We start from the raw sequence: 22,255 nt of genomic DNA, 5'->3' as shown, positions 1-22,255 counted from the left end.
AGCAGGTTCAGTGCTGTCAGGCCGCGGAGCTGCGGACCGCACCGAGCGTGTCCAGGTCCAGGAGGGCGTTCGAGGCGCGTTCGAGCATGCCGAGGCTGATCGAGTCGGGCTGGAACTTCGGCTGGATCGTGCTGCGCCCGATGGACAGCAGCCAGCCGAAGTACGCCCAGAGCATCTGCTGGCGGTAGGCGAGCCACGCGTCCTCGAATTCGGGCGCCACGCCTCCGGCCGCCGCGAGCCGGTCCAGGTAGAAGGCGAGCAGGTCGCGTTCCCACTCGCGGCGGTCGGCCACGGCCAGCCCGGTCGCGATCGTGTACGACACGTCGTAGGCCCAGTTGCCGCGCATGACGACCTGCCAGTCGCCGAAGCCCAGCCGGCCCGACTCCGTCTTGTAGACGTTGCCGATGTGCGAGTCGCCGTGCAGCAGCGTCAGCGGTCCCCGGCCGGCCAGGTCAAGCGACTGCCACAGTGCCTGGTACAGGTCCTCGTGAAGGGGCACGATGGCCTCCGGCATCACCGCCCTGGCCCGCTGGACGCCGACGATGCTGCGCTTCTTCAACCCGGCGAACTTGGCCAGGTTGCCGATGAACGTCCCCGGCTTCTTCCGCAGGAACGCGTGGCGGTCCAGCTCGGCGTGATCCCAGTACCTGCCGTGCCAGGTTGCCATGCCGTCGAGCAGGTCTTTCATCTCGGAATGGGAAATCGGCGTCTGGGGCGTGCAGAAGGTCACGTTCTTGGTGGCGACGATGTCCTCCATCAACGCGATCGAGCGCCCCGACGCCGCATCGACCGCCCCGTGGTAGCCGCGGGGCGCCTCGATGTCGAGTTCGGGCCGGATGTGGGTGTAGAAACCCGGCTCGCCGGTGAGCACGTCGGCCATGCCCAGCAGGAGGCGCTGGGTCCAGCTCCGGCTCGTCTTCGCGAAGAGCGCCGTGGGCAGGCCGGCGTCGCGGCCCGCGCCGTTGTAGGCGACGGTCGCCCGCCAGCGGCTCGACGTACCGCTGCTCACGTCTTCCACGACGTACGACTCGACGGCCGCGCCGGGGTGCCCGCCGCACACGGCGGCGGTCAGCCATTCGCTGGTGACCTCTCTGGTCCGCACGGGCACATCGGTCAAGCTTGTCGCTCGTTTCCGGGTGATCTGTTCCCGGAGAGCGTGACCGCTGTACCGGACGAGGCCCTTGGCCACCACCACCCCTGGGCTGCTGTTATGCGCGCCGCTGTCCAACGATCAGTCTCCTTGAGCCCGGGGTTACAGGTCCTGACAATGGATCTTGCTCATGCGGAGTATGCCGGAATAGTTCGCCTTCAGCTACCCTGCGTCCCCTGCACAAACGTTCAGTCAACGGCGACCACCCATGTTGAGATCGTCGTAGGTGAGGCGCCGATCCCCGGGCTGTACTGCGATTTCATCCAGGCGCCGCGGCTGTATTTGCACAAGGTGTCGACTCGGGCTCGGCTGTCGAAAAGGCCACGACGCCGAGGTGAGGATTGGCGTCGTGGCCACCCTGATCAGTCTCTCTGTCAGTTGGTGACTTGCTCGAACGGCGTGGGCGTCCGGCCCGTCCAGCGGAAGAGCTGCGCCTGCCCGGTGTGCTTGGTGACCCCGCCCTCGGTGACCGTTCCGGCCTTGGCGGCGTAGTAGCGGCCGTCGCCGAGCGAGATCAGCCCGTACTCGCCCTTGAACTCCCATCCCCTGACGCCCGACGCCTCGTGGCTCAGCCCGCCCGGCGCCAGCGTGAGCAGCTTGCCCTGCTCTTCTCCTGGTTGCCCGACGACGGTTCCCGTCTTGGGCTTCTGGGAGCCGTCCACCATGAAGAAGGAGTAGTTGGGGAACTGCGGCTTCTTGCCCTTGTAGACGGCCATCATCCAGTTGCCGGTGTGCTCGTCGTATTCGAGGTTCTGCACCCCGTACGTGGTGTTACCGGTGCGGACGAAGTACTTGCCGTCCACCTTCTCGGGGCCGCTGGCGTGCGGGGCGCTCTCGGTGAGCGGCTTCTCGTACTTCTTCCACTGCTCGATGTCGTACTGAAGCAGGACCTGGTGGTCGTTGTCCTCACGGGCGAGGTGGGAGTAGATGCCGTAGGCCACGGTCAGCTTCTGCTTGCCGCCCTTCTTGCCGAACTCCGGCCCGAAGGAGACGCCGTCGATGCCGCTGCAGCCGTAGCGGTGGTCGGGGGTCTCGGCGATGTTGCCGTCGAACTTGCCGTCCCCGTTCATGTCCGCGACGTAGTCGGCCACGACCTCCTTGAGGTAGACCGTCTTGACGACGTCGGCGGTCTGGGCGTCCATGTTCATGCTGGTGATGCGGTCGACGTCGAAGATGGCGATGTAGAACGACTCCTGCTCCTTGTACTCCAGGGAGCCGTACACGCGGCCGTCCTTGGAGTTGAAGTCCAGGTCGCCGAGGTGGCCGGTGAAGCCCGTCACGGAGCCGACCGGGTTGCCCTTGAGGTCCGTCTTGACCAGGACGTTGGTGAAGGAGAAGTACATGAACCCCTTGCGGCGGTCGATGGCCATGCCCTGCACGTGCCCTTCCGCCCAGGCTCCGCCGTTGATTTCGGCCGGGAGCGGCTGGGGACGGTCGGCGGGGGCGGCCGTCGCCGGGGCGGAGAGCATGGCGAGGGTGGTGGTGGCGGCCAGGGTGAGCGTCAGGACCTTGCGCATGTGCGGTACCCGTCTTCGGTTAAGGATCAGACCGAAACCCGACGGTATACGGACCGGATGCTGCTGTCTGACATATACCTGAACGTCTGGTGAAGTGCCATCGAACTACATCAAGCCTGCAAGGTACGTCAGCTTTTCAGGACGCGGACGTCGCCGCTCCCGCTGCGGGCCACGATCGTGCTGGGGCTCTTGGCGTCGTTCCCGACCTCAGAACGCTCGCTGCCCTCCTTGCTCTTGACCGTCACCGCGTAGGACCCCTCCGGCACGGTCGCCGTCACCCTGCCCTCCTGCGACTGCGCGTCGAGGTCCGTGGGCGGGCTCGTGAACGTCAGGTCGATCGCGCCGTCGGTGGTCCGGCATCGGACGCGCGGCGACTTGAGCCCGTCGCCGGTGATCGGGCCCTCGCTGTGCAGCCGCAGCCGTCCCGTGGTGCCCGACACCTGGATGCGGTCGCGGCTGGAGACGTCCACGTCCTGGGTGAGGTCCTTGAGGACGACGCCGTCGGACGCGTCGATCGACAGCCGTATGCCGGGCGGGACCTTGATGTGGTAGCGGGCGCCGCAGTCGCCGAACACCATGGTGCAGTTCGCGCCGAGCCTGAGCGTGTCGTCCCGCAGTGACCAGGTGGGGTTGTCGGCGGCCTTGCCGCGTACCCACCGCTCGACCTCGACCTTGCCGCCGGTGCCCGGCAGGACGCGGACTCCGCCCAGAGAGGAGCGGATGTTCAGGGTGTTCCCGGTGAAGGGGAACGACTGGGCGGAGTTCACCTCTTCGGCGTCCAGCTGAATGCTGCAGCCGGTGGTCGCCGCCAGTGCGGCGCACGCTGCCAATGCCACGATTCGCCTCATGGAAACGATCGTGGCCGAGCGCCGACGGCCCGCCATCGGCCATCCGACCGACCGCCATCGGCCATTCGGCCAGACCCCGTGAAAGCGCAGGCGAAGGCCCGGGCCCCGGTCAGAGGGCCGACAGCAGGGCGTTGACGTGGTGGAGTGGGTCGGAGCCCAGCGGTCGTACCGCCACCGTGTCCGCCCCCGCCGCCCACAACGCCTTCACCTGCGCCGCGGCCTCCTCCGCGGTCCCCACGGCCATCGCGACCTCCGACGGCGCCACCCCGAGGAACCCGGCCTGCCCCTCGACCATCGCCCGGGTCGCCTCGGCGGCGTCGGGTCCGATGTGGAGGTAGGTGAAGACCACCAGCTCGTGGTCGTCGCCGACGTCGATCTGCCCCAGGACCTCGGGCAACTGCGCGGGCCCGATCCCCTCGGGCACGATCGTGCCCTGGGCGACGCGGCCCGACAGCGCCAGCGAGCGCGGACCCTTCACCCCGGCCAGCACGGGCGGCGGCGCGGCGGGCGGGTGCACCAGCGACACCCCGTCGAGGTGCACCGACTTGCCGTGCAGGGTGACGGTCTCGCCGCGCAGCAGGGCGCGCACGGACGTGATCGTCTCCTCCAGCAGCGCCAGAGGCGACGGGACGGCGGCGCCCACCTGGCGCATCCAGTCTCCTACGCCGTGCCCGATCCCGGCGGCCAGCCGTCCTGGATGCACGCGTTCGAGGTTGGCCAGCTCCATCGCCAGCAGCATCGGGTTGCGCAGGGGAGCGGGCGTGATGCCGATGCCGACCCGCAGCCGGGACGTCACGGCGAGGGCCGTGGCGGCGGCGGAGACGCCGCCGGTCCAGCCCAGGTCCTCCACCACCCACAGATCGTCGACGGACGTCTCGTCGAGCGTTCTGGCGAACGGGATCAGCTGCTCGGGCGGCAGATCCCGGTCGAACATCACACCAAGTCTCACGAAGCCCTCCAGAAGAAGCGGAACAGCGGCCGATCTCTGAGTATTCAGCACGCGGGAACGCGTTTTGCGGTCGGGACGCGGGCGGCGCGTCATCGGCGCGGGGTCAGGCGGCGCTGCCCAGAGCGGCGCGCGCCTCGACCAGGGATTCGCTCGTTTCGAAGTGCCGGTCCAGGTTCGTGATCGTGAGCAGGTGGCGGATCATCCCCGGCGCGAGCACGAGGATCATTCGGCCGTTCACGTCCCGGATGTGGTTGAGGGCGCCCACCAGCACGCCGAGCCCGACCGAGTCGCAGAACGGCACCTCGGTCAGGTCGACCACCAGGTTGGGCGGGTCGGCGGCGGCCAGTGCCGGCTCCAGTTCGGCCTGCAGCCTGGGGGCGCCTGCCACGTCGAGATCGCCTGTGAGGTGCAGGATCGTACAGGCGTCCTCCCGCCAATGCCTGACCACCATGGGCCTCACCTCGCCCGGAGTGCAGAAAGTTAGGGCTATTTCTTACATATATTCTGCATTGCCGTTTTGGTGTTCGGCGTAACACCGGGCTTGGCCGATGGGGTGCTCGACGCCTTCTCTTTCCCGATTTTCGGCTGGTCGCTGCCGATGATGACCTCGATGCCCTTGATGTCGGCCTTGCGGAGCTCGGAACCGGGAATGGCGGCCGACACCGTGCGGGCGGCCTCCTCCTGGCCCTCGCCGTAGCGCACGACGGTCTTCTTGTAGTCCTTCTTGGCCGTGTTGCCCGGCTCGCCCTGCACCTTGAAGCCGTAGTCGACCAGGGCCGCCTTGGTGCGGGCGCCCAGGCCGGTGATGAGCGTGCCGTTCTTGACCTTGAGCGAGACGCTCTTCGGCGGGATCGCCGTGGGCTTGGCGGAAGGCGTGGGGGTGACGGTCGGCGTGGGCTTGGTCAGGTCCTGGTCCGCGTTGATCCTGGCGAACATGTCGCGGGCGGCCTGCTTGTCCCACAGCACGGCGGACTCGTTCGTCGGGGTCCTGAAGTTGGTCTCCGTCAGCGGCACTTTGGCGAAGCGCACGTTGTCGAGCGAGACGTCTCTGAGCTGGGTGGCCAGGCCGATCAGCCCGTCGTCGGGGTCGACCTTGACCGTGCTGAGCGTCGAGTTGACGAACGCGGTCAGCTTGGCCGGGTTGGCCAGCGTGTCGGCGCTGAGCGCCCGGTTGAGCAGGGCCGAGATGACCTGCTGCTGCCGGTCGATGCGGTCGAGGTCGGAAAGGGCGGTGGCGCGGGTGCGGGCGTAGCCGAGCGCCTGCGCGCCCTGGAGCTGGTGGGTGCCGGCGGCCAGGTTGAGCGCCGTCTTGGGGTCGTTGATGGGCACGGGCGTGCAGACTGTGACGCCGCCGAGGGAGTCGACGACGTCGATGAAGCCGAGGATGTTGACCTCGATGTAGCGGTTGATCTGCAGCCCGGTGGCGGCCTCGACGGTCTGTTTGGTGAGTTTGGGCCCGCCGTACTGGTAAGCCGCGTTGATCTTGTGCTCGCCCTTGCCGGGGATGGTCGTCCACGTGTCGCGCGGCAGGCTCACCACGGTGACCCGCTTGTGGTCCTCCGACAGGTGGATGACCATCATCGTGTCGGTGCGCTGGCCGGACTCGCGGCCGAGCTTGAGCCGGTTCTGCTGCTGGCGGGTCAGGTCGTCGCGCTTGTCGACGCCGACCAGCAGGATGTTCTCGGCGCCCCGGGCCGCCGGGACGGTCACGCCCGCGTCGACGGTGCCGATCTGGCGCGGGGTCGCCCACACCACGCCGGTGGTGATCAGGATGCCCGTGGACATCAGGCCGGCGGCGACGACGTTGCGGCGGCGGGCCTTGGCGCTGCGCTTGAACGGCTTGCGGGTGCGGGTGGGCGTGAGCTTGACGCCGCCGTAGGCGTCGCCGCCCACGAGCACACCGGCGTCCTCCTCGCCCGGCTCGCGCATGCCGCCCCCCTTGTGTCACCCGGAGGATCGGGCGTTCGATTGCCCTCCTCCCCTGGTCGTACAGTAGCGTGAGCCCCGCCATGAAGCAGTTCCCCGACTCGCCGCACGCGCCCGCGGAGACGCGCGGCTGGCCCCCCATCTCCGTCGTCATGCCGGTCCTCAACGAGGAACGGCACCTTCGCGAGGCCGTCGACCAGGTCCTCGCCCAGAGCTACCCCGGTGAGATCGAGCTCGTTCTCGCCGTGGGTCCCTCCCAAGACCGCACCCAGGAGGTCGCCGACGCCATCGCGGCGGCCGATCCCCGGGTGACCGTGGTGCCCAACCCGACGGGCCGCACCCCCAACGCTCTCAACGCCGCGATCGCCGCCTCGCGCAACGGCATCGTCGCCAGGGTCGACGGGCACGCCATGCTGCCCTCCGACTACCTGCGGGTCGCGGTCGAGACGCTGGAGCAGACCGGCGCCGACAACGTGGGCGGCATCATGGCGGCCGAGGGCGTCACGCCGTTCGAGCAGGCTGTCGCCTGCGCCATGACGTCCAAGATCGGGGTGGGCGCCGCGGCCTTCCACGTGGGCGGCACGGCGGGCCCCGCCGACACCGTCTACCTCGGCGTCTTCCGCCGCTCGGCGCTCGACCGGGTGGGCGGCTACGACGAGCACTTCCAGCGGGCCCAAGACTGGGAGATGAACCACCGCATCCGCGAGAGCGGCGGCCTGGTGTGGTTCCAGCCGCGCATGCGGGTCTCCTACCGGCCAAGGCCCGACGTCAAGGCGCTGGCCAAGCAGTACTTCCACTACGGCCGCTGGCGGCGGGTGGTCTCGCGCACCCACGAGGGCACGATCAACCTGCGCTACCTGGCGCCGCCCGCCGCGGTGCTGGCGATGCTGCTCGGGCTGGTCGTCGCGCCGTTCCTGCCGCTCGCGCTGATCGTCCCCGGCGGCTACGCGGTCGCCATCGTGGCCGGTTCCGTGCTGACCGGCGGCGGGCTCTCCGCCGGCGCGATGCTGCGGCTGCCGATCGTGTACGCCACCATGCACTGCTCCTGGGGCTGGGGCTTCCTCACAAGCCCGAAGAAGCTGGCCCGCCCGCCGAAGTCATGACCCGCTCGATGTTGGCGTCGAAGCGGGTCAGCGCGTCCGGGTACTCCGGGCCGAACAGGTAGCTCCTCAACTTGATCCTGGCCCGGGCCAGCGTGTCCTCCCCGTCGAGGAAGGCCGCGAGCCCGGCCAGGTCCTCCCCGAGCAGCACCCCGGCCTCGGTGCTCGGGTAGCGCTCGTGGAAGGCCCGCTCGGCCATGCCCGAGACGTTCGTGACCGCGTACGGCTTCTCGCTGGCCAGGAAGTCGGCCACGACGCTGGAGATGTCACTGATCAGCAGGTCGCACTCGTTGAAGCAGTCGTACAGGTGCGGCTCGCGCCCGGTGACGATCAGGTGCCTGACGCACGCCGTCTCCGCGGGCGCGCTCGACGGGTGCCTGGCCTTCGACCTGGCCAGCTCCACCGCCTCGATCATGGACACGATCCGCCGGTGCGCGCGCAGGGCGCTCTTGTCGCGGGTGCCGGTGAGCGGGTGCGGCTTGTAGATCACGCGCAGCGCGGGCCGGTGGTCGAGCAGGGCCCGCACGATGCGCGGGCCCATGGTGATGAGCGAGGTGTGGAACAGGTCGTCGCTCCAGCCCTCCCAGGTCGGGGCGTACAGCACGGTCCTGTACGGCAGCCGGGGCCCCTGCGTCGAGATGCCTTCGAGTTGCGGCCTGCCGACCTCGTGGATGTTCTCGTCCCGCACGCCCACCTTGGCCCGGCGGTAGCGGTCCCTGCCCGCGGGTCCCGCCACCCAGACCTCGTCGTAGACGCGGGAGAACGGGTTGAACGAGGCCTCCTTGTCGCTGTCGCCGTGGTTGAGGAACGCGCTGCGCAGGGTCGGTATGCGCAGCATGTGGACGTTCCTGCCGACGTTGGAGACGTACAGGCAGAGCTTGGCGCTGAACAGGGCGCGAAAGCTCATCAGGTCGGCCGAGGACGGGATGCACAACATCGGCAGCGTGGTCGGCTCCAGGTGGGTGGCCATGCCGCGCTCGCGCAGCACGACGATGGCGCGCCTGCCCATGCGCTCCAGCGTCGGCAGCCACATCCTGGCCTGGTACGCGGCGGCGGTGGTGCCGGAGAAGTACAGGATGACCTCGGGACGGTAGGCCCTGACCTGCTCGCCCACGACTTCCAGGACCCTGGCCTTGTCCGTGAGCGGGGTGGCGCGGCGCACGTAGGGAATGAGCGCCAGCACCCCCGCGACGCCCGCCACGAGCGCCACGCCCGTGCCCACCGCGGCGTGGACGGCCCCGAAGGCCGCGCCGAGGACCGGCAGCGCGTCCAGGAAGAGGAACTGCACGCTGCCGGAGTCACGCAGGAACCGCGGCGGCATCTTGGGGATGCGCAGCCTGGAGACGTCGAGGTTGCGGGTGGTCACCGGCATCCTGCTGAGCATCTGGCGCAGCCGCAGGGCCAGGCCGGTGTGCGCGGCCCGCACCACGTGGATCCCGAACACGCCCGCGGCCAGCGCCACGAACCACGGCGAATCGGGGCCGGCCGTCCGCGCCACCAGCAGCAGCGCGGCGCCCTCCCTGGCCGCGAAGCGCAGCGTGATGCCCAGGTGCACCCTGTCGAGCAGTTCGGGCAACGGCCGGCCGGTGTGCGGCGCGGCGCACTCGACGAGGTAGGAGGCCGCGGCCACCAGCCCGAACAGCGTCGGCGCCGGCCAGAGCGCCGACACCAGCAGCACCGGGTAGCAGCCGATCAGGGCGGTGATGACGATGAGTCCCCTCATGCGTCCGCACGGTAACAACCCCCAGGTCAAGGGGCGTCAACGTGATCGTCTGTCACGTGCCCGGACAGATCGCATTCATTCGTCGGCCAGCCGGAACAGCAACTCGGCGATCCGCAGGTCGTCGGGGTGGGTGACCTTGATGTTGCGCTCGCTGCCCCGCACCACGTGGATCGGCACCTCTGGCAGGTAACGCAGCACCACGCCGCAGTCGTCGGTGGCCGGCCGGCCGGCGAACTCGGGGTCGGCGAAGGCCCGCTCGTACGCCTGGCGGATCACCGACAGCTTGAAGCACTGCGGGGTCTGGCTGCGGCGCAGCCGCGACCTGTCCAGCACCTCGCCGATGACCTCGCCGCCCGGCCCCGGCACGGCCACGAACACCGTGTCGGAGCTCGGGATCGCCACGTTGACGGCCGAATGCGTCTCCAGCGCCTTGACGCACTCGGTGATGATCCGCGGCTCCACCAGGGGGCGCACGGCGTCGTGCAGCAGGACGTCGCACTCCTCGGGGCCGAGCTCCCGCAGCGCCCGCCAGGTGCTCTCGGTGCGGCTCGCGCCCCCCTCCACGATCGTGGAGACCTTGCGGTAGCCGCCCTTGCCGACGATCTCGCGGACCCGATCGGTGTACCCGGGAGTCATCAGCACCACGATCTCGTCGATCTCCGGCGCGCCCTCGAACACGTCCATCGAGTGTTCGAGGATCGTCTTTCCTGCCACCTCGATGAGCTGTTTGGGCGTGTCGCGCCCGACCCGCTGCCCCACGCCGCCCGCGAGGAGCACCCCAACCGACCGTGAATCCATGACGCGAGCGTAACGGTCCTGTTCCGTGATATCGCGCTGACCTGTCGCTACGCTGTGGCTACGCACCTACGCACCCCCAGCCCCGCGGCTTCCCGACCGATCGGGAGGAGATCTGCGCTTTGCCCGATTCATTGATTCGCGAAAGCACGACCACGTCGGCCGTGCTCCTCGCCACGACCCCGGCGAGCAAGTTCGTCTGCGCCGACGGCACGCTGCTCGACCGTGTCAGCGACCAGCTCGCCTCGTTGCCCATCCGTGAGATCCTGATCCTGAACGCCGGCGGCGGCCTCGGGGCCGATCTGCGCGGCGTCGCCAAGGTCGCCAGGACCGCCACGGGCGTCGTCGCGGTGCTCCCCGCCGACCTCGTGGCCCACACAGAGGCGCTCGCGCTGCTGCTCGACCATCCGGCGCGCGACACCGGCGCGCTGGTCTCCCACGACGTCTCCGCGGCTCCGCTGCGGCCCCCCGTGCGCGTCGAGCACGGCAGGATCGTCGCCGCGGGAAGCTCGTTCCACGTCGTCCCCGAGGCGAACGCCTCCTTCAGAGGCGTGCTCCAGGCCGGCGAAGCCGACCTGGCCGCGCTCGCCGACATCGCCGAGGAGCTGGCCGAACTGGCCGACACGGGCAAGCTCGGGCCCGTCACCCCGGTCGAGACGGTCGACCTGCTGCTGGTCGGGCTGGTCAGATCGGGGGTGAAGGTGCGGGCGGCGGCGATCGGGCCGCTGCACGCCGACCGGGTGACCGGCCAGCTCGACACCGACGCCGCCGTGAGCAGGCTCGACGAGGTCGACGAGGCCAAAGTCAGGCTCGACACCTCCGTCAAGAGCGAGGACGGCTTCTTCGCCACGTTCCTCGTCTCCACCTGGACGCGTCACCTGATCAGGCCGGCCGCGCTGCTCAAACTCACCCCCAACACCGTGACCGGCATCTCGATCGGCCTGGCGACGCTGTCGGCCGTCTGGTTCTCGGCCGGCACCCTGCCGGGGCGGCTTGCGGGCGCGGCGCTGCTCTACCTGTCGTTCGCGCTCGACTGCCTCGACGGCCAGCTCGCCCGCTACACGCGCACGTTCTCCCCGCTCGGCGCCTGGGCCGACGGCATGGCCGACCGGCTGAAGGAGTACCTCGTCTATGTCGGACTGGCCTTCGGCTACGGCGAGGCCGGGATCTGGTACCTGGCGGTGGCCGCGATGATCCTCCAGGTCGTGCGGCACTCCGTCGACTTCGCCTACGCCGGGTCCGTCGCCGACTCCGCCCGCATCGGCGCGCTGTGGGGCCGGCCCGCACGCTCGCTGCTGGAGCCGGCCGACGCCGGACGGGCGCACGGGGTGCTCGGGCTCGCCCAGCGCATGGAACGCGGCACCGCCGCCCGCTGGCTCAAGAAGATCATCGTGCTGCCCATCGGCGAACGGATGGCGCTCATCGCCGTCACGGCCGTCGGCTGGAACGCCAGGGTGACATTCCTGTCGCTGCTCTGCTGGGGAGGCGTGGCGGCCCTGTATCAGCTCGCCGGACGGATCGTGAGGTCGGCACGATGACTTCGGTCCAGATGACACCAGTTCCGCGCAGCACGGTCGTGGCCTACCGCGACGACGGGCCGCTCTCGCGCGCCATGGGGCTGCTCGTGGCCGGGCAACTGCCGCCGCTGCCGCCGGTGGTCGCCGGCACGTTCGTCACCGGCGTGCTGCTGATGATCGGCGTGGCCGGGTCCGACGGGCTCGCGGTCTTCGCGCCCGCCGTGACGCTGCTGCTGGCCGGGCCCGGCAGCAGCCATCCGCACGACGGCCGCTTCGACTGGCTGGTGCCGCCGATCCTGCGGCTCATCGAGTACGCCTTCGTCGCGGCGTGCGGGTTCGCGCACGAGATGCACCCGGCGCTGATCTTCCTGCTGCTCGGAGCGCTCGCCTTCCACCACTATGATCTTGTCTACCGGTTGCGTCAGCGTGTCTACCCGCCACCGTGGCTGGCCACGGCCGGGCTCGGCTGGGACGGGCGGATGATGGTGGTCTCGCTGGTCGCCCTCACGGGCTGGCTGAGCGGCGGCTACCTGCTCCTGGCGCTCTACCTGTGGGGGCTGTTCGGCTGGGAGAGCCTCACCTGCTGGTTGGCTGGGCCCCGTTCCGGGGCGGAAGCAGCCGATACGGGAACGCAAGACTAACGCTGGATTACCCGCGGAGGGCCCAAAGACGAATACTCTTTGGGCCTACAAGTCATGCTCGACCGAGGAGTGCACGTTGCTGGGAATGGTGCTGGCCGCTGGAGCCGGACGACGCCTGCGGCCGTACACCGACACGTTGCCCAAGGCACTCGTGCCGGTCGACGGCGAAACCACGATCATGGACATCTCGCTGCGTAATCTCGCCGAGGTGGACCTGCGAGAGGTCGTGGTCGTCGTCGGTTACGCGGCGCAGGCCGTCCACGAGCGCAAGGAGGAACTGGAGAAACGCCACGGCGTCAAGCTCACCCTCGTCCACAACGACAAGGCCGAGGAGTGGAACAACGCCTACTCTCTGTGGTGCGCCCGCGACTACTTCTCCCAGGGCGCGCTCCTGGTCAACGGCGACACCGTGCACCCGGTCTCGGTCGAGAAGACGCTGCTGTCGGCCCCCGACACCAGCGACATCCTGCTCGCCGTCGACAACGTCAAGAAGCTCGCCGACGAGGAGATGAAGGTCACGCTCTCGCACGAGGGCGCGCTGCGGCGCATCACCAAGCTGATGGACCCGGCCGAGGCGGCCGGCGAGTACATCGGCGCCACGCTCATCCGTCCCGCCGCCGCCGAGCGGCTGGCCGACGCGCTGAAGGCGACGTTCGAGCGTGACCCCCAGCTCTACTACGAGGACGGCTACCAGGAGATGGTCACGCGCGGCGAGGTGATCAACGTCGCGCCCATCGGCGAGGTCGACTGGGTCGAGGTGGACAACCACGATGACCTGGCCAAGGCTCGCACCATAGCCGTTCGCTACTGAGGGGGCGCTCATGCCGCTTCTAGCGAGGATGTTGCCGGCCCCCCTGACCATGGACGTCAGGCGCGGCGCGGTGGCGCAGCTCGGCGCCCTGCTGGCCGACAGCCGCGTGGCGACCTCCGGCAGGGTCGCGGTGGCCGTCGGCCCCGGCCAGGGCGACCACATCGAGAGCCTGATCGCGCCCACACTGGGCGAGGCAGAGGTGTTCCGCGTGACCGACGGCTCGGTCGACGCGGCCGTCACGCTCGGCGCCGACCTGCGCAAGGGCGCCTACGAGGTCGTGGTGGGCGTCGGCGGCGGCAAGACGATCGACGCGACCAAGTACGCCGCCTCGCTCGCGGGCATCCCCATGGTCGCGGTGGCCACCAACCTCTCCCACGACGGCATCTGCTCGCCCACGGCCTCCCTGGTCTACGAGGGCGGCAAGGGCACGTTCGGGGTGCCGATGCCGCTGGCCATCCTGGTCGACCTCGACTTCGTGCACAACGCGCCGCAGTCGCTGGTCAGGGCGGGCGTGGGCGACGTGGTGAGCAACCTGTCGGCCATCGAGGACTGGCAGCTCGGCAACGTCGAGCGCGGCGAGCCCATCGACGGGCTGGCCTGCTCGATGTCCCGCACCGCCGCCGAGGCGCTCATCGGCCGCTCCGACTCCATCGAATCCGACGCGTTCCTGACAGTCCTGGCCGAATCCCTCATTCTGTCGGGCATGTCGATGGTGGTCGCGGGCTCTTCACGGCCCGCGAGCGGTGGAGATCATGAGATCCTTCATGCCGTGGATCAGCTCTTCCCCGGCACCTCCAACCACGGCGAGCTCGCCGGGATCGGTGCCGCCTTCTGCTTCTTCCTGAGGGAGGACGCGGCCCGAGTCGAGCAGGTCGTCGGCTGTCTGCGCAGGCACGAGTTGCCTGTCGTGCCCGCCGACATCGGCCTGACCGGTGAGCAGTTCGCCGAGGTCGTGGCCCTGGCTCCGGCCACCCGTCCCGGCCGTTACACGATCCTTGAGCACCTGCGCATGCAGGACTCCGAGATTCGCGATCGGGTGGAGGACTATGTCCGGGCCTTCGGTAGCTGAACTGCGGCGGGTCGCGCAGCCCGCCGGCCACCTCGATCGCAGGAACGGCGAGCACTGGGCGGGCGTGCTCTACATGCGCCAGTTGTCCATCTATGTCACCTGGCTCATGACCAAGACGTCCGTCACGCCCAACCAGCTCACCTGGGTGATGACGGTGGCCGGGGTCGTGGCCGGGGTCGTGCTCGCGCTGCCGGGGCTGTGGGCCGCCGTGGTCGCCGCCCTGCTGGTGCAGGTCTACCTGCTGCTCGACTGCTCCGACGGCGAGCTGGCCCGCTGGACGGGGAAGACCTCGCTGGTCGGCGTCTACCTCGACCGCGTCGGGGCCTACTTCTGCGAGGCCGCGGTGCTGGCCGGGCTGGGCTGGCGGGCTTCGGCCGTCCTGCCCGACTGGTATACCGTGCTGGGCTTCGCTGCGGCGCTCGGCGCGATCCTCATCAAGGCCGAGTCGGACCTCGTGGAGGTGGCGCGAGCCAAGGGGGGCCTGCCGGCCGCCTCGGAGACGTCCGGGGTGCAGTTCCGCTCCGGGCTGCTGGCGCTGGGCCGCAGGGTGCTGGCGGCGACGAAGTTCCACCGGATCATGCAGCCGATCGAGTTGTCGCTGCTCGCGCTGCTGGCCGCCGTCGCCGACGTTTTCATCGGCGACGTGCTGGCCACGAGGGTGCTGCTCATCGCCTGCTTCGTCGCGGCCTGTCTACAGGTTGTCCTGCATTTGGTCAGCATTCTCGCATCGAGGCGGCTGGCGTGATCTCATGTCGGAACCGGAGGCGCTCCCCGTCCGTCGTATTGATCGGACGTCCGCCGTTCGGTGGGGGTTCACCCCTGGTTCCGATACGCTTAGCTCCACCAATATCGATCAATAAGCAGACCAGCAGACTCGGTGATCATGAAAGAATGCTCCGCCCGTGCTCTCAACGCGTCAGGACGATGATTCGTTGAAGATCTCGTGCGTCATCCTCACCATGGGTAACCGGGTCGCGGAGCTGGACCGGGCAGTCGAGTCCGCCCTTCACCAGATCGACGGCGACGTCGAGGTGGTGATCGTGGGCAACGGAGCCGACGTGCCCGAGTTGACGGCGACGCCACCCGAGGGGTCGTCCGCGATCGTGAAAACGATCCGGCTCGACCAGAACACGGGCATTCCCGCCGGCCGCAATCGCGGCGTGGAGGAGTGCTCGGGTGACGTCGTGCTGTTCCTCGATGACGACGGCTGGTACGCCAACCAGAAGGTCGTCGCGCACGTGCGCGACCGTTTCGCCACCGAGCCGGACCTCGCGGTGATCTCCTTCCGGGTGATGGACCCCGAGGGCGGCATCGGCCAGCGGCGCCACGTCCCCCGCCTGCGGGCGGGCGATCCGCAGCGCTCCTCGCCGGTCACGACGTTCCTGGGTGGGGCGTCGGCCATCAGGCGGTCGGCGTTCCTCCAGGTCGGGGGCCTTCCCGAGCGGTTCTTCTACGCTCACGAGGAGACCGACCTGGCCTGGCGGCTGCTGGGCGAGGGCTACCGGATCGAGTACGACGCCGAGACGGTGATGTATCACCCGCAGGTGCCGCCGACGCGGCACGCCGAGTTCTACCGGCTCAACGCGCGCAACCGGGTCTGGCTGGCGCGCCGCAACCTGCCGTGGCCGCTGGCCGCCCTCTACCTGACCAACTGGGTCGTGCTCACCCTCCTGCGCGAGCGCGGGTCCGGGGTGGCGCTCAGGTCGTGGTTCACCGGGTTCTTCGAGGGGCTGCGCAACCCGGCGGGCGAGCGGCGGCCGATGGCCTGGCGGACGGCCTGGCGCATGGTCAAACTCGGCCGCCCGCCCATCGTCTGACCTCGCCCGGCGGGGTCAGACCTCCGCTGCCTCGCCGAAGATCATGGCGGCGTGCGCGACCGTTGAGCTGAACATGGCCCGCTTGGGCAGCCCCAGCTCGCTCAATTCCTTGGCCACGGGGTGGTTGCCCAGGCGGATCAGCGCGCCGCCGGGCCTGACCCGCGCGCCACGGGCGCGGACGGACCACGGGACGCGCCGCGTGATCCCGTCGCGATGCGTGTAGGCGTCCAGCGGCGCCATGGCCGTGGCGCCCGGCACGGGCACGCCCGGTTTGATCAGCATGTCGAGCACGAGCCGGCCGTCCTTGCGGAGAATGCACCGCTTATACGGCGAGCCGAGCCGCAGCTCGATGTCCGCCAGCTCCTTCGGGAACCCCCACAGCGTCCTGCCCGCCTCCAGCGTGAAGCGCTGGTCCACGGGCAGCCAGTGCACGAACACGCCCGCCTGCCGCAGATCCCCGAGCCCGGCCGCGCCGCAGACGCCAGGAGGGCGCACCAGGAAGGCCATGCCGAACTCGTGGTAGGCGTCGAGGTCGCCGTCGCGGTAGTCGACGAACAGCAGCACGCAGACGGCCTTGCCGGGCAGCGCCTCGGCCACGTCGAGGCCGGAGTAGGCGATGACGGCCCGGGCGGCGTCGGCACGCACCGCGTAGAAGGCGCTGCAGATCTCGGCGTCCCTCACCCGGACAGGCATGTTCACCATCCGGCCCTGGATCAGATGCGATGCCATGCTCCCAGTACATCAACCTCGAAGCCGTGTGACCATTCCGGCCCGGGTGTCGTCTAGGGGTGATGTGACAATCTCGACGACACGGGGGGCGCCATCATCGAGGAGCTGTATCGCGAGCATTGGCCGCTCGTGTGCGGGTTCCTCCTGCGCAGGACCCGTGACCCCCATCTGGCGGAGGACCTGGCTCAGGAGACCTTCGTCAAGGCGACCAGGGCGCTGCTGGGCTGGCGCGGCGAGAACCCGGCGGCCTGGCTGCTCACCATCGCCCGCAACGTCCTCATCGACCACGTCCGCCGCCGCCGCGCCGAATTCGCTTTACCTGACCCCGACGAGCTGGGCGTGCCCCCGCTCCACGTGGACTCCCTCGACGTGCGCGACGCCCTGGACCGGCTCCCCGAGCGGCACCGCAGGCTGCTCACGCTGGTCTACCTCGAAGGCTTCTCACTGGTCGAGGTGGCCGCGATGACCGGTGCGAAGCCCAGCACGATCAAGACCGCCGTGTGGCGGGCCAGGAACGCGTTCGCCGACCTCTACGGAGCCCAGCATGACCGATGATTTTCCCGAAATGCCGGACTTTGACCCGAAACTGACCAAGAAGGCCGTCCGGCGCGGCGTGCTCAGAACGGCCGCGATCGTGCTGGCCGTGCTCGCCCTCCTCGCGGTCGCGGTCACCGGCGGCTCGCACCTGGTGCAGACGCGCGGCGACCGGGAACAGCGCATGGCGGCCGTGCTCGGCACCGCGTTCAAGATGTACAGCCCGGCGTACCGGGTGTCGTTGGGCACCTGCTGCCAGACCACTCCCACCTCGATGTTCATGGAGGTGACCGCCGCCCCGCTGCGCCCCGTCGGCGCCGAATGGCCCGTCGGCGCCAACCGCTACACGATCGAGCAGAACCTCTTCGGCCGGGTGGGCCACCTGCCGCTGGGCAGCACGGCCAACACCAGGCTCTCCCAGTCCCTGTACGACGTCGGCACCAGCCTCGCCCGCAAGGACGCGGTCCGCAAGGTGCTCGCCCGGCTGCCCGGGGATCTCACGGCCCTGGCGGTCGTGGAGTTCGCGGAGCCGCTCCCCGAGGCCGAGTTGAAGGCCTTCATCACGACGCACAACACCTGCGTCGAACGGGTCTCCTACGAGCGCAGGCCGGGCTCGCTGTCGATCACATGGGGCTCCGACTTCTGGAGCGACGGGCTCTCTCCCGACCAGGCGAGGAAGATGATGGAGATGGACGGGTGTCACGGCGGGCTGCCGGAGTTCCGCGCGTGGGTCGGGCAGCTCCGCGACCACGACGAAGCCAACCTGCGCTCCTTCACCCTGTCCCTGGACCGGCTGCGCAAGGCGGCCGGTGACGGTCTCGCCTACGCCTACGTCGATCAGCTCAGCTCGGTCGAGAAGCTGCGCAAGGTCCTCGAGGACCCGCGCGTGCGCACGATCCGCCTCGCCGACGTCGCCTTCAACCTGGACAAGCCTTAGACGGCCAGGGCGTGCGCGGGCACCCCGGCCCACGATTCGGCGCGACTGACGAAGGCCGCCGCGTGGTCCGGCCAGTGGTGGCGCGTCCTGGCCTGCGCGTGGCCCAGCTCGCCCAGCCGGACCCGCCGCTCCGGGTTCTCCTTCAGGTCCAGTACGGCGTTCAGCACCGCGTCCACGTCCAGGGGCACCACGAGCCCGCACCCGGCGTTCTCGACCAGTGAGGCGCCCTGCGGGGTGGTGACGACCGGCAGCCCACGGCCCATGTAGTCCATGATCTTCGTGGGCAGGGTGCGCACGGTGTCGTCGGCCAGGGACAGGCCCGCCAGCGCGCCCTCGGCCATGCGCAGCGCGTGCCGGTTGGGCACGTAGCCGAACCAGTCGAGCAGCCCGACCCGCTGCGCGTCGCGCAGCAGCGGCCGCACGTCGGGGGCCGCGGCGCCGATCAGGTCCATCCTGACGCCGTGCGGGACCAGGCGCTCGGCCAGCCCGATCAGCTCGGACACGCCGCGCTCGCCCGACAGGCGGCCGATGTGCACGACCCTGGTGTCGCCGGGAGGAGGCGGGCTGGGCGAGACCAGGGTCGCCTCGGGCACCACCGCGGACGTGACCACCTGGTGGCGTCTTCCCGCCCGCGCGAACTGCCTGGGACTGACCTGCTCGCGCACGTCCCAGACGACCGGAGGGCGTCGGTAGGGCAGCGCGTGCAGCAACCGGTGGTCGTGCACGATGAGCAGGTCCGCGTCCCTCACGCCGCGTCTGAGCGCTCCGCGCGCCCTGCCGAGAGAGGCGCGGTGCGCCACGTCCACCGCCGCGATCCCCATGGCTGGGGTCACGTTGAAGTGGGTGAACGGCGCGACGTAAGTGACCTCGTGGCCCGCGTCGATCAGCGCCCTGATCTGCCGGTGCATGATCCGGGCGTCCTCGGGATGATGGACGGTCGTGGCGACACATGCGCGCATGTGTCGATGCTCCGCGCCTACCAGGTCAAAGGCGTTAATACGGGTAGAACGGCTGCTTAACTTCGCGAGGGGCGGCGATAGAGCCACGTCAGGCGCGGCTCCAGCACCCACTTGAAGACCTTGCGGGTTTCCGGCAGGCACAGCACGATGGCCAGCGCGAAACAGGTCGAACTGATCGCCAGCACGCCCAGCGGCCCGAACAGCCACGGGAACTCCAGCCAGCCCATCTCCTTGGCGATCAGCACGGGCACGCCGTGGAGCAGGTAGCAGTAGAGCGTTCGGGTACCGAGGTCGGTGAACCACGTCTCGCGCCTCGGCACCAGCGCCAGCACCGCGAAGCTCAGGGCCAGCGCGCACACCAGCAGGGCGGTGCGCAGGCCGAGGCCCATGTACCAGGACAGATCGAGGTCCTGGTAGCTGTTCTTGTAGTAGAAGGGGCCGAGCTTGGCCATGGGGGCGACGTAGATGGCCACCGCCGCCGCGGCGAGGATCGTGAACACCGAGGCGATCTTGATCCAGCGCCGGTTGAGCAGCTCGAAGTGCTCCGGCTGCATCACCAGGCCGATCACGAAGAACGGCATGAGACCGAAGAAGCGGTCCATGCTGAAGTCACCCGAGATCTGCGAGAACCCGGCGAACAGGTAGATCGCGATCGCCACCGGCACCGGGTACTTCATCCGCTTCCACACCGGTGTGGACAGCCGCCAGAACAGCAGCGCCAGCAGATACCAGTTGAGCCAGGCCGGATCGATGATCGTCAGGCTCCACTTCTGCCCGAGGGCGGTGCGGAGCGCGGCGTAGCCGACCTCGACGATCACGTACGGCACGACGAACGTGTCGACGAGCTTGTTGGTCTTGGCGTTGGAGTTCCAGAAATTTCTGGACAGGTAGCCGCTGATCAGCACGAACGCCGGCATGTGGAAGGTGTAGATGAAGATGTAGAGCGCTCGGGACGAATCGGCGGCCAGCGTCGGCACCAGCGCGTGCCCGGTCGGCACCAGCGCGATCAGGACGAACTTGACGTTGTCAAGGTACGGATCGCGCTTGCGCTGCTTGGGCGGCTCGGGCTCCTTCTTCGGCTCAGGGCGCTCGTCGCGCCGGTCGGCGGGCACCGCCGGAACCGGCTCTGTGCGCTCTCCCGGCGCCACCCCGTGGGGGTCGGCCGCCTCGCTCCAGAAGGCCTCCTCTGGCAGCGGCCAGCGGGCTCCGGTGTCGGCGGGGCCGTCACCTTCGGGGCTCCGCGGGGTCGTGACCGGTCGGGAGGATCTGGTGTCAGACACAGGGGGAAGTCGCTCAGCTTCGTTCGGGGCCGGGGAACACGACGAGAACGCGACGTGAATTCCACCTTACGGTGAGCTGTCGCGCTGCGTCGCCGACCCGCAACAGACTATCCCGCTCCTGAGGTTCCTGTCCCTCGTAGAGGTCAGAACGGCTGATTCCACAGGGAACTTGGAGCCTCAGGTGCAGGCGTTCTTCTGCTCGGACGCGGTGATCGTGCTCTGCTCGACGCTGTCGGGCAGCTTGGTCACCTTGACCCCGGCGAAGTCCTCGCCCACGACGAGCTGGATCACCGGAGTGCCCTTGGGTGCGGCTGCCGCCGTGGCGGGGGCGGCGGCGGTGTACGGCTGCGGGTTGGTGGCCGCGACCTTGCCCGCCGAGGGAGCGGGCTTGGGCGAGACGGCTCCGGCCAGCGTGCCGGCGTGGTCGGGGGCCTCGGCGATCGCCTTGGCGTAGTGGACCTCGCTCTTGGCCAGGCTCTGGCCGCCCGCGGCCTCGTAGTTGCCCAGGCCCACGACGTTGAAGCCCTGCTCGGCGAGCTGGTCGGCGACCTCGCGGGCCTTGCCCACGCTCTTGGTGCCGTTGAGCACCTGGACCTTCACCTGCTCGGGCTTGAGCGCGACCTTGGGCTTGGCGCTCGCGCTCGCGCTGGCCGACGGGGACGGGGCGGTCACCTCGGTGTCGGTCCTGATCGAGTTGAACAGCTGGCCGGCTTCGGGCTGCTTCCAGACCACCCGGTTTTCGTCAGCGGGGTCCGGAATCCACGGGATCGTGGTGAACTTGACCCCGCTGGCCGTCAACTGCCGCGCGCTCATCGCGATCTCGATCAGCTGCTGGGTGTCGTTGGCCAGGTCGGGGTCCATGGTGACCGAGGAGGCCGCGGCCGAGATGAAGTCCGTCAGCTTGCCCACGTCGGTGAGCAACTCGCTGCTGGTGGCCTTGCCGACGACCTTGCTCAGGAAGATCTGCTGACGCTTGATGCGCTGGATGTCGCTGCCGTCGCCGTACTTGCGCAGGCGCACGTAGCCCAGCGCTTTCTCGCCGTTGAGCAGGCTCTTGCCCGGCGGCAGGACGAGCTTGGACGCCTTGTCGTTGACGCCGGACTTCAGGCAGATCTCGATGCCGCCGAGCGCGTCGACGATGTTCTTGAAGCCGCTGAAGTCGACCTCGACGAAGTGGTCGATGCGGATGCCCGTGAGGGTTTCGAGCGTGGACATCGTGCAGGCGATGCCGCCGGAGCTGTACGCCGAGTTGATCATGTCTCGGCGCGGGGCCATCTCCTGCTTGGTGGTCTCGTTCTTGCACCGGGGGATCTGCACCATGGAGTCGCGCGGGAAGCTGATCAGGCGTGCCTTGTCCCTGTCGGGCGACAGGTGCAGCAGGATGATCGTGTCGGTGCGCTTGCCGCCCGCGTCGGCCGTCCTGGCGAGCTGCTGGCCGTACCTGGCGTTGCCGTCGCCCGCACGGGTGTCGGAGCCGACGAGCAGCACGTTGAGCGCACCGGTCTCGGGTGGGCGCGGGTTGATGATGTCGTTGTTGACGCTCTTCTGCTTGATATTGCCGAAGGCGTCGCGGTAGACGGTGTAGGCGGTCAGCGAGCCCGCGACCATGACCGCGGTCAGGCCGATGCTGACCCAGGCCAGCACCCGCATCTTGTTCTGGCCGCCGCCGTCGCCGCGGTGGCTGCGTGGCGGCCGGTCATCGGGTGGCGGAGGGGGAGTGGGCGGCCCGGCGGCCGCGGCTCTGCGAGCCATCCTGCTGCCCGGCTGCGTGGGGGCGGTTCTGTAATCGTGCTGCATGGAATGGGCTGTCGGCGCGCTCCTGTAGTCGCTCATACGCCCCCTAGCCTCACCTCTCGCGCCTGACGCGCCGGCTTGGTCGCTCCGCGCCACGAGACTAGGTCACGTATGGCGTTCCGGATGCCATGATCGTGAGTAACGGTCGTGATCCGGGTG

At 69.3% G+C, this 22,255-nt stretch carries 21 protein-coding genes; 9 read left to right on the top strand and 12 right to left on the bottom strand.

All coding sequences use genetic code 11. The features are described from left to right. Positions 1–16: 16 nt before the first annotated feature. The 6 genes from ACFOY2_RS30460 to ACFOY2_RS30435 all read right to left on the bottom strand — a co-directional run bounded on the left by ACFOY2_RS30460 (position 17) and on the right by ACFOY2_RS30435 (position 6,393). Entirely contained in the window at positions 17–1,108 is a 1,092-nt protein-coding gene (locus ACFOY2_RS30460) for a phosphotransferase (RefSeq protein ID WP_379531547.1), read from the bottom strand. Between the two features lie 416 nt (positions 1,109–1,524). Continuing rightward, positions 1,525–2,667, bottom strand: coding sequence for a hypothetical protein (locus tag ACFOY2_RS30455; protein WP_379531529.1), 1,143 nt, complete (start codon positions 2,665–2,667; stop codon positions 1,525–1,527). A gap of 128 nt (positions 2,668–2,795) precedes the next feature. Continuing rightward, entirely contained in the window at positions 2,796–3,515 is a 720-nt protein-coding gene (locus tag ACFOY2_RS30450) for a hypothetical protein (RefSeq protein WP_379531528.1), read from the bottom strand. 109 nt (positions 3,516–3,624) lie between these two features. Beyond that, positions 3,625–4,464 carry an LLM class flavin-dependent oxidoreductase gene (locus tag ACFOY2_RS30445; protein WP_379531527.1) on the bottom strand — a complete coding sequence of 280 codons (840 nt, stop codon included), beginning with the start codon at positions 4,462–4,464 and terminating at the stop codon, positions 3,625–3,627. Between the two features lie 103 nt (positions 4,465–4,567). After that, entirely contained in the window at positions 4,568–4,915 is a 348-nt protein-coding gene (locus ACFOY2_RS30440) for an STAS domain-containing protein (RefSeq protein WP_379531526.1), read from the bottom strand. A gap of 35 nt (positions 4,916–4,950) precedes the next feature. Further along, the gene (locus ACFOY2_RS30435) at positions 4,951–6,393 is read right to left on the bottom strand and encodes an LCP family protein (RefSeq protein ID WP_379531525.1); all 1,443 of its coding nucleotides are present in this window, start codon (positions 6,391–6,393) and stop codon (positions 4,951–4,953) included. A gap of 80 nt (positions 6,394–6,473) precedes the next feature. Here ACFOY2_RS30435 and ACFOY2_RS30430 point away from each other — a divergent pair, with 80 nt between their 5' ends. Further along, on the top strand, positions 6,474–7,493 hold the full coding sequence (locus tag ACFOY2_RS30430) for a glycosyltransferase family 2 protein (protein ID WP_379531546.1): 1,020 nt from the start codon (positions 6,474–6,476) through the stop codon (positions 7,491–7,493). Here the strand turns inward: ACFOY2_RS30430 and ACFOY2_RS30425 are convergent. Both ACFOY2_RS30425 and ACFOY2_RS30420 read right to left on the bottom strand, forming a co-directional pair. Next, on the bottom strand, positions 7,453–9,213 hold the full coding sequence (locus ACFOY2_RS30425) for a CDP-glycerol glycerophosphotransferase family protein (RefSeq protein ID WP_379531524.1): 1,761 nt from the start codon (positions 9,211–9,213) through the stop codon (positions 7,453–7,455). The genes ACFOY2_RS30430 and ACFOY2_RS30425 overlap by 41 nt on opposite strands. A gap of 75 nt (positions 9,214–9,288) precedes the next feature. After that, on the bottom strand, positions 9,289–10,011 hold the full coding sequence (locus ACFOY2_RS30420) for an IspD/TarI family cytidylyltransferase (RefSeq protein WP_379531523.1): 723 nt from the start codon (positions 10,009–10,011) through the stop codon (positions 9,289–9,291). A 119-nt stretch (positions 10,012–10,130) separates the two neighbouring features. Here ACFOY2_RS30420 and ACFOY2_RS30415 point away from each other — a divergent pair, with 119 nt between their 5' ends. The 6 genes from ACFOY2_RS30415 (at position 10,131) to ACFOY2_RS30390 (ending at position 15,863) form a co-directional block, all read left to right on the top strand. Further along, positions 10,131–11,546 carry a CDP-alcohol phosphatidyltransferase family protein gene (locus tag ACFOY2_RS30415; protein WP_379531522.1) on the top strand — a complete coding sequence of 472 codons (1,416 nt, stop codon included), beginning with the start codon at positions 10,131–10,133 and terminating at the stop codon, positions 11,544–11,546. After that, positions 11,543–12,166, top strand: a complete 624-nt coding sequence (locus ACFOY2_RS30410) for a DUF5941 domain-containing protein (protein WP_379531521.1) — start codon at positions 11,543–11,545, stop codon at positions 12,164–12,166. The genes ACFOY2_RS30415 and ACFOY2_RS30410 overlap by 4 nt, the downstream gene beginning before the upstream one ends. Before the next feature lie 76 nt (positions 12,167–12,242). After that, positions 12,243–12,977, top strand: coding sequence for a phosphocholine cytidylyltransferase family protein (locus ACFOY2_RS30405; protein WP_357812132.1), 735 nt, complete (start codon positions 12,243–12,245; stop codon positions 12,975–12,977). Between the two features lie 28 nt (positions 12,978–13,005). Continuing rightward, on the top strand, positions 13,006–14,046 hold the full coding sequence (locus ACFOY2_RS30400) for an iron-containing alcohol dehydrogenase family protein (protein ID WP_357812289.1): 1,041 nt from the start codon (positions 13,006–13,008) through the stop codon (positions 14,044–14,046). Next, a complete protein-coding gene (locus tag ACFOY2_RS30395; protein ID WP_379531520.1) occupies positions 14,024–14,791 on the top strand; it encodes a CDP-alcohol phosphatidyltransferase family protein in 768 nt (255 codons plus the stop codon). The genes ACFOY2_RS30400 and ACFOY2_RS30395 overlap by 23 nt, the downstream gene beginning before the upstream one ends. A gap of 187 nt (positions 14,792–14,978) precedes the next feature. Next, a complete protein-coding gene (locus tag ACFOY2_RS30390; RefSeq protein WP_379531545.1) occupies positions 14,979–15,863 on the top strand; it encodes a glycosyltransferase family 2 protein in 885 nt (294 codons plus the stop codon). A gap of 15 nt (positions 15,864–15,878) precedes the next feature. On the opposite strand, the gene ACFOY2_RS30385 is transcribed toward ACFOY2_RS30390, so the two are convergent. Continuing rightward, the gene (locus ACFOY2_RS30385) at positions 15,879–16,592 is read right to left on the bottom strand and encodes an acetoacetate decarboxylase family protein (RefSeq protein WP_379531519.1); all 714 of its coding nucleotides are present in this window, start codon (positions 16,590–16,592) and stop codon (positions 15,879–15,881) included. 93 nt (positions 16,593–16,685) lie between these two features. On the opposite strand from ACFOY2_RS30385, the gene ACFOY2_RS30380 reads away from it, so the two are divergent. Continuing rightward, positions 16,686–17,147 (top strand): RNA polymerase sigma factor, encoded by a 462-nt coding sequence (locus ACFOY2_RS30380; protein ID WP_379531544.1) that lies wholly within the window; start codon positions 16,686–16,688, stop codon positions 17,145–17,147. After that, positions 17,137–18,063, top strand: coding sequence for a hypothetical protein (locus ACFOY2_RS30375; protein WP_379531518.1), 927 nt, complete (start codon positions 17,137–17,139; stop codon positions 18,061–18,063). Before ACFOY2_RS30380 ends, ACFOY2_RS30375 begins: the two co-directional genes overlap by 11 nt. On the opposite strand, the gene ACFOY2_RS30370 is transcribed toward ACFOY2_RS30375, so the two are convergent. From ACFOY2_RS30370 to ACFOY2_RS30360, 3 genes are all read right to left on the bottom strand, one after another. After that, the gene (locus ACFOY2_RS30370) at positions 18,060–19,022 is read right to left on the bottom strand and encodes a glycosyltransferase (protein WP_379531517.1); all 963 of its coding nucleotides are present in this window, start codon (positions 19,020–19,022) and stop codon (positions 18,060–18,062) included. The two genes, ACFOY2_RS30375 and ACFOY2_RS30370, sit on opposite strands and share 4 nt — an antisense overlap. A 56-nt stretch (positions 19,023–19,078) precedes the next feature. Then, the gene (locus ACFOY2_RS30365; RefSeq protein ID WP_379531516.1) at positions 19,079–20,302 is read right to left on the bottom strand and encodes an acyltransferase family protein; all 1,224 of its coding nucleotides are present in this window, start codon (positions 20,300–20,302) and stop codon (positions 19,079–19,081) included. Between the two features lie 177 nt (positions 20,303–20,479). Then, entirely contained in the window at positions 20,480–22,135 is a 1,656-nt protein-coding gene (locus ACFOY2_RS30360; RefSeq protein ID WP_379531515.1) for an LCP family protein, read from the bottom strand. Between the last annotated feature and the right edge of the window lie 120 nt (positions 22,136–22,255).

This window comes from Nonomuraea purpurea, assembly GCF_042650645.1.
GTDB classification, from domain to species: domain Bacteria; phylum Actinomycetota; class Actinomycetes; order Streptosporangiales; family Streptosporangiaceae; genus Nonomuraea; species Nonomuraea purpurea.
The sequence above is the reverse complement of the archived record's forward strand: the minus strand, read 5'-3'. Positions and strand labels throughout refer to the sequence as shown.